This window comes from Cellulomonas carbonis (assembly GCF_014636275.1).
In the GTDB taxonomy this organism is placed as follows: Bacteria; Actinomycetota; Actinomycetes; order Actinomycetales; family Cellulomonadaceae; genus Actinotalea; species Actinotalea carbonis.
In genome coordinates this window covers 48755-54885 of sequence record NZ_BMEB01000010.1, presented here as the reverse complement: position 1 = coordinate 54885, position 6131 = coordinate 48755, and the positions used below count along the sequence as shown (strand labels likewise).

Below are 6131 nucleotides of genomic sequence, written 5' to 3'. Positions count from 1 at the left end.
GTCGTCGAAGCCGCCGCCAGCACCCTCGTCATCGGGACCACCTAGACACCGCCATCGATCAGCGCCAGCAGCCCGCCACATACCGGCGAAAGCCACACCGACGTCGCACACGGGGCCGCCCTGACCGAAACCCGTGGCCGAAACGGCCATGACCAAAACGCTCGGTCGACCGTTTTCGGGCAGTGAGGTAGGATGGGAACCCGACGGGGGAGGTGATCCCGTGGCTGACGTCACGGTGAAGACGGACGCGGCGCGCGCGGAGCGGCGCCGTCGTGTGCGGGAGGCGATCCACTCGGGGGAGATGGAGGGCGCGTTCGTGACCGTCGAGGGTCGCGCTGACGCCGAGGAGTACGTCGCCGGCCGCATCGACAGTGACGAGCTGGTCGCACGGGCGCGGGCCCGCTACGGCCTTGCCTGACTTCGTCGACCCTTACACCGATCCGGAGACCGGCCTGCTGGCCAACCTTGTCGGTGCCCGAACGAAGGTCGACCTCGACGACGCCGAGGCCGACCTTTCGTTTGCTCGGCTGGTGCAGCTGATGCACCGTCCGCCACGCATCGACGACGACGTCCTGGGTGGCCTGCGCATGATCCACCGGCGCCTGTTCCAGGACGTGTATGCGTGGGCGGGGCAGGTGCGCACGGTGGACATCCGCAAGAACGTGGAGGGCGCTGAGTTCTTCCTGCCGGTGTCGGTGATCGAGCGGGCTGCTGGGTTCGCGGCCGATGAGCTACGGCGGGATCGGATGCTGCAGGGGATGGCTCGGGACCGGTTCATCGAGCGTCTGGCTCACCACTACGACCAGGTTAACTACCTGCACCCGTTCCGCGAGGGCAACGGCCGGACGCAGCGCGTGTTCTGGAACCTCGTCGCGGAGCAGGCAGGCTGGCGTCTGGACTGGCGTGGTGTCCAGGGCCGGGTCAACGACGCGGCGTGCCGAGCGGCCAGTGAGCGTCGCGACTTCGGTCCGCTGCACGTCATGTTCGACCGGGTTGTCTCCGTTGCTGAGCCGGTGGCTGGCGATGACGCGTGGCGCGCGGTGCAGCTGGCGCGCCTGTCCTTCGCTCGTTCTGCCACCGAGGCGACTCGTCAGTCACCGGGCCCGGGGAGGGTGGCTGATGGCGGTGGTGCAGCGCCTCCACGACCAGGCCTTGATCGCGGGGGAGAGGGGCGAGGCCGGTGAGCAGCGTCGTCGGGTACGCGCGGGTGTCGACCCGTGAGCAGAACGCCGAGGTCCAGGAGGCAGCGCTGCGGGCCGCCGGCGCGGGTCGGGTGTTCGTGGACCGTGGTGAGTCCAGTCGGCGTCGTGACCGCCCGCAGTGGGTGGCGTGCATGGACTACCTGCGCGACGGCGACACGTTGCTGGTGTACCGGTTGGACCGGATCGCCGGGACTACGTCGACCGTCATCCAGGTCATCACCGACCTGGGGGAGCGGGGCGTGAACATCCGCTCCTTGAAGGAGCCGGAGATCGACACGACCAGCCCGATGGGCAAGGCGTTGTTCGGGATCGTGGCTGTTTTCGCCCAGCTGCGTGTGGACACGATCCGCCAGAACACGATCGATGGGTTGGCCCACGCACGAGCCCAGGGCCGCGTCGGTGGCCGCCCAACGGTGATGACCCCGGAGCGGGTCGACGCCGCGCTGCGGCTGCGCGCGGCCGGCACGCCCGTCATAGACATCGCCAGGGCCCTCGGCGTCGGGCGGTCGTCTGTCGCTCGAGCGCTGGCTCGCGTGGATCAGGCCGCAGAGTGAAGCCGTCGATCCGCTTCTACGTGGGTGGCGCGGCTGTCGTGGTGAACGGTGTCTTCGCGGGCGAGGTGTGGGGCTCTGGGTTCGGGGTCGCGTGTCTGGCCACGAGCACGGTGGTGGCTGTAGCCGCTGTCATCCCGTGGCGCTCGCCCTCGATGGTTCGAGCTCTCCGGTTGCTCTCGGGTGGCGTCGCCGCCGTCCTCGGCTCCCTGGTGTCGATCCTGCTCGCTGGTGCAGCGCAGGCAGGTGGGCTGGGTCCGGGCGACCAACGCTTGCTTGTTGCGCTGCCGGGGGCGGTCCTGGTCGCAGCCGGAGGGGCGTGGGTCGCCGACATCGCCCTCGCCGCGAAGGCAGACCAGGAAGCCGCCGACCGCCATGAAGAGTTGTTCGCGCGGCTAGCTCAGGTAGGTGCCAGTACGCCCGCGAGCGAGCACCCGGCTGCCGCGCAGTTGCGTGCTCGGGATGTCGTCCTCGCCGCTCTCGCCGTCCGCGTTGTCAGGAGGCGGCAGCGCCGGTAGCGACTGACGGCCGTGCACATGCGGCCGCCGGGTGATCTCGTCAGTTGCCGGCTGCTCGGCTGCGTTGCCGCCCAACCGGGCCGGTCGCGCAGCGGGACGGTTAGTGCTGCTCGCCGTCAGGCGAGTCCTCAGCGGGAGTCGGCGTACTGGGTGTGTCAGTCGTGTCACCAGCGCGGCGAGCCGCCGTCGCCCGGCGGCGCACTCGCGCCTTCTTCTCCGGCTCGGGGATGCCGAGGCGGCGCAGCTCGTCGGCGGTCCAGCCGTCCGTGATCGCCGCGTTGTAGAGCCGTACGTCTTCGCGTTCGGCCTGCCCGACCTGCTCGCGGAGATCGGCGAGTCGCTGGCGCGCCGCCACGACCGCTCGGACGGAGCTGATGCGCGCGTCGAGGAGTGCGCGTGCCTGTCGTTCTGCGTCTTCGACGCTGAGCCCCCTGGTAGCCATAGTGGCACCGTAGGCCGCGCTGCGCCGTCGGAGCAAGTTATAGGATCAGCACGGCTGATCGGTTGCCCGGCGAGTGGCCCACCGTCCAAACTGGACCGGGATCCGCACGTTGCGGGGTCGCTGCGCTGGGCCGAAGGAGGTGCGAAGACATGGCTGGCACGTCACCTGAGGGAATGGGTGCGGTGACAGTGCCGCGCGCACCGAGGCGACGTACCCGGGTCGAGGGCGGTCGCCGTCACCGGCATGAGGTCAAGGTGACGCCAGAGGAGGAGGGGCAGCTCCTCGCGAAGGCTCTGCGGTACGGGGTCAGCGTGCCGAAGCTGCTGATCGACTCCGCTCTTGCCGATGGTGCTGTGAGCGCCTCGGCGAACGCGTCGGTGCGCGAAGAGCTGCTCGTCGAGCTGTTCCGTGCGCACCGTCTGCTAGCTGGCATTGCGAACAACGTGAACCAGATCGCACGGGCTACGAACGCGACCGGGCAGGTGCAAGACGAGACGTCGGCGACGCTCGCGGCCGTGCGTCGGACGGCTGAACGAATCGATGCGCTGGTGGACGAGGTCGCGGAGGCGCGTCGGTGATCCCGCACATCGTTCGCGGTGACCGGATGGCCGGCCTGATGACGTACCTGGTGGGTGAAGGTCGGCACAACGAGCACACCGAGCCGCACCTGGTCGCCGGCGACGCGGCGATGATGGCGTGGCACGACGACGCCGAGCTGGGACGTGACTCGGCGCTGGCGATCGCGCGTCACCTGGACCGCCCGCGCGCCGGGTTCGGGGTGGAGGTGCAGGGCGGCCACGTCTGGCACTGCTCGTTGTCGCTGCGCGCTGAGGAAGGGCTGCGGACCGACGAGGAGTGGGGCGCGATTGCGCGCGACTTCGTCACCGCGATGGAGTTCGACGACCACGACGGGACCAAGGCGCCGTGTCGGTGGGTTGCGGTGCGGCACGGGGTCTCCCGCAATGGCAACGACCACATCCACATCGCGGTGAGTCTGGTCCGCGACGACGGCACGAAGGCGTCGGTGCACAACGACTTCCGCCGTGCGCAGATCGCCGCCCGCGCGTTGGAAGCCAAGTACGGGCTGGAGCAGCTGGAGTCCGCGACCGCCGAGCGCGGAACACGAGGGTTCAGCCCTGCCGAGCAGGCGCGGGTGGAGGACCGGGCGCGCCGCATCGCACAGCGCAAGTACGAGCAGGACCAGGCGCGCCGCGGACTGACCGCCGCGCCGACCTGGGACCGGTTGAGCCCGCAGGAGCGGCACGCCAGGATCACGGCCGAGGTGCGGCTGAACGTGCCGCGCAACGACCTGGCACGGCGGGTGCGCGGCGCCGCTACCGCGAGTGAGTCCGAGGCGGAGTTCGTGCGCCGGATGCGTCGCGAGGGTCTGCTGGTGCGGCCGCGCTACGCCGACGGTCGCACGGACGTCATCACCGGGTACTCCGTCGCTGCGCGACCTGAGGTCGGGCAGCGGCCGATCTGGTACGGCGGGGGACACCTGGGCCGGGACCTGACACTGCCCCGACTGCGCGACGGGTGGCCCGATACGCCCACCGGTGCCAGTGAGGCGGCGGGGGAGTGGGGCGCCGCCAAGCGCGGCCGGCGGGTGGTCGCGCCGGGGCGGGAGACGCGCGAGCCGAGCCCGGAGCAGTGGCAGCGTCAGAACGACGAGCTGCACGCCCTGGTCGAGCGTCTGCGGTCGGTCCCGGTGCAGGACCGGGACACCTGGGCGACCGTCGCCCGCCAGACCGCGGGAGCGCTGTCGGCGTGGTCCACCGCGACGGAGGAGACCCCTGGGGATCTTGCGGCCGCTGCCGAGGCGCTGTCCCGTTCGGCGCAGACGTACCGGCGCACCGTTCCCCCGGACAAGGCCGGCACGGTCGCGATTTCCGGGGCGGCGATGCTGCTGGCCAGCGCCACCCGGGGCGGGCAGGGGACCGTCCCGCAGGCGGCCATGATCCGTCAGCTGCTGCGCCTGACGCAGGCCGTGCACGACGCCGCCCAGGCGGCTCAGCAGGCCCGGCACGCGCGGCTCCTGGCCGAGGACACCCGGGCGCGCCTGACCCGCGTCCGTGACGCGCTGCCCGCACCTGATGCCCGTACCGCCGTGGCCGCGCCGGGCGCCGCCACCGCCGTGCTCGAGCGTCCCCAGCTGGACCCGGAGGCGCAGGCGGTGCTGGAGCGGTTGCGCGCCAGCCAGGCGCACGAGGCGGCCAGGGCGACGTCGCCGGTGCCGACCACCATCGAGCCGCAGCCGGTTCGCCAGAGGACGACGCCGGGCACCGAACGCGGCCCGGAACGCTAGGAGAAGGGGGACCACCATGGCTGAGGACAGCGACGGGATCGAGGAGGCGTTCGAGGGCCAGCTGCGCGTGCTGGTCACCGCCGCCGGCCAGATCGGTGAGCGGATCGCCCGGGCGCGGGAGGAGTCGCTGCGCCGGGCGCAGGCCCTCAGCGAGCAGCAGGCCCGGGAGCTGGCTTCACGGCTGGCCGCCGAGCGGAGCGCCGCGCGCCTGGAACTCGCCGAGGTGTACCGGGCGCAGTGGTGGGACCAGGCCACCCCGGACCAGATCAGCCACGCCCACCAGGTCGCCCGCGCGTGGTCCGGTGAGGACCCCGAAGCGGTCCGCGCTGAGCAGCGCATCCGCGACGAGGTCCGCACCCGCTTCGGCGTCGACGTCGACGATGCCCACGGGGTCCCGGCCGCCGTGCGGGCCGCCGTGGAACGCGCTGACCTCACGTGGCGCGGCGACGCGCCGTCGCCAGCGCACGCCGGAACCGCGGACGAGCTGCGTCAGGCGCGTGAGTGGTTCGCTCAGCACGACCCGCAGTGGCTCGAGCAGTGGGAGTCCCAGTACCGCGGTGCGGACACCCTCTCCGGGATGCGCAGCGGCGAACGAGCCCTCATCGAGGCCTGGCGATCACGGCTCGCCGCAGCAGAGGTCGCCCGCCCGCACGCTGACGCCGAGCACACCCGCGCAGCCGAGGAGAGCGCGGAGGCGCACCAGCTGATGCAGTTGGCCGACCGAGAGGACGCTGCGGCCGAACAGGCCCGCGCCACGGCCGACCACGAACCGGACCCCGACGAGCGGGCCGCGGCGCTCCGCGACCTCGAGGACCACCACCGCTCTGCGCGGGCTGCTCGAGTGGCCGCGGAGCCCTTGTATGACTCTGCCGAGCGCCGGGGGATCACCGCACAGGAGATGAAAGCCCAAGGCGTGCCGCCGGAGCAGGTCGCGACGATGATGCGCGCCGACGTCAGCCAGGCCAGACCCGCCACCGAGGCGACCAAGAGTCCAACCGGCCGCGCGCCCAAGGCGCGGCGCAGCTCGCGCACCCGGGGCGCGCAGGTCCAGCGCACCGGCCTGGACGGGTGAGACTCACCGCAGGGCCGTTCTACAAACGTCTAGTGGTGTAT

8 protein-coding genes are annotated in these 6131 nt (G+C 71.8%); 7 read left to right on the top strand and 1 reads right to left on the bottom strand.

The annotated features are described in order from the left end of the window. Positions 1-220 precede the first annotated feature (220 nt). The 4 genes from IEV86_RS17035 to IEV86_RS17020 are packed head-to-tail and all read left to right on the top strand — an operon-like array spanning position 221 to position 2271. Entirely contained in the window at positions 221-418 is a 198-nt protein-coding gene (locus tag IEV86_RS17035) for an antitoxin VbhA family protein (RefSeq protein WP_229734716.1), read from the top strand. Beyond that, positions 411-1184 carry a Fic/DOC family protein gene (locus tag IEV86_RS17030; RefSeq protein WP_188484820.1) on the top strand — a complete coding sequence of 258 codons (774 nt, stop codon included), beginning with the start codon at positions 411-413 and terminating at the stop codon, positions 1182-1184. Before IEV86_RS17035 ends, IEV86_RS17030 begins: the two co-directional genes overlap by 8 nt. Beyond that, complete coding sequence (locus IEV86_RS17025; protein ID WP_188484819.1) at positions 1181-1756, top strand: recombinase family protein; 576 nt, start codon at positions 1181-1183, stop codon at positions 1754-1756. Before IEV86_RS17030 ends, IEV86_RS17025 begins: the two co-directional genes overlap by 4 nt. Then, entirely contained in the window at positions 1753-2271 is a 519-nt protein-coding gene (locus IEV86_RS17020; RefSeq protein ID WP_188484818.1) for a hypothetical protein, read from the top strand. The genes IEV86_RS17025 and IEV86_RS17020 overlap by 4 nt, the downstream gene beginning before the upstream one ends. A 100-nt stretch (positions 2272-2371) precedes the next feature. Here the strand turns inward: IEV86_RS17020 and IEV86_RS17015 are convergent, their stop codons facing one another. Next, complete coding sequence (locus IEV86_RS17015) at positions 2372-2713, bottom strand: hypothetical protein (protein WP_188484817.1); 342 nt, start codon at positions 2711-2713, stop codon at positions 2372-2374. A 149-nt stretch (positions 2714-2862) separates the two neighbouring features. Here IEV86_RS17015 and IEV86_RS18315 point away from each other — a divergent pair, with 149 nt between their 5' ends. The 3 genes from IEV86_RS18315 to IEV86_RS17000 all read left to right on the top strand — a co-directional run bounded on the left by IEV86_RS18315 (position 2863) and on the right by IEV86_RS17000 (position 6090). Beyond that, positions 2863-3291 (top strand): MobC family plasmid mobilization relaxosome protein, encoded by a 429-nt coding sequence (locus IEV86_RS18315; protein ID WP_438820995.1) that lies wholly within the window; start codon positions 2863-2865, stop codon positions 3289-3291. After that, a complete protein-coding gene (locus IEV86_RS17005) occupies positions 3288-5018 on the top strand; it encodes a relaxase/mobilization nuclease domain-containing protein (RefSeq protein ID WP_188484816.1) in 1731 nt (576 codons plus the stop codon). The genes IEV86_RS18315 and IEV86_RS17005 overlap by 4 nt, the downstream gene beginning before the upstream one ends. A 67-nt stretch (positions 5019-5085) precedes the next feature. Then, complete coding sequence (locus tag IEV86_RS17000; protein WP_188484815.1) at positions 5086-6090, top strand: hypothetical protein; 1005 nt, start codon at positions 5086-5088, stop codon at positions 6088-6090. Positions 6091-6131: the final 41 nt, after the last annotated feature.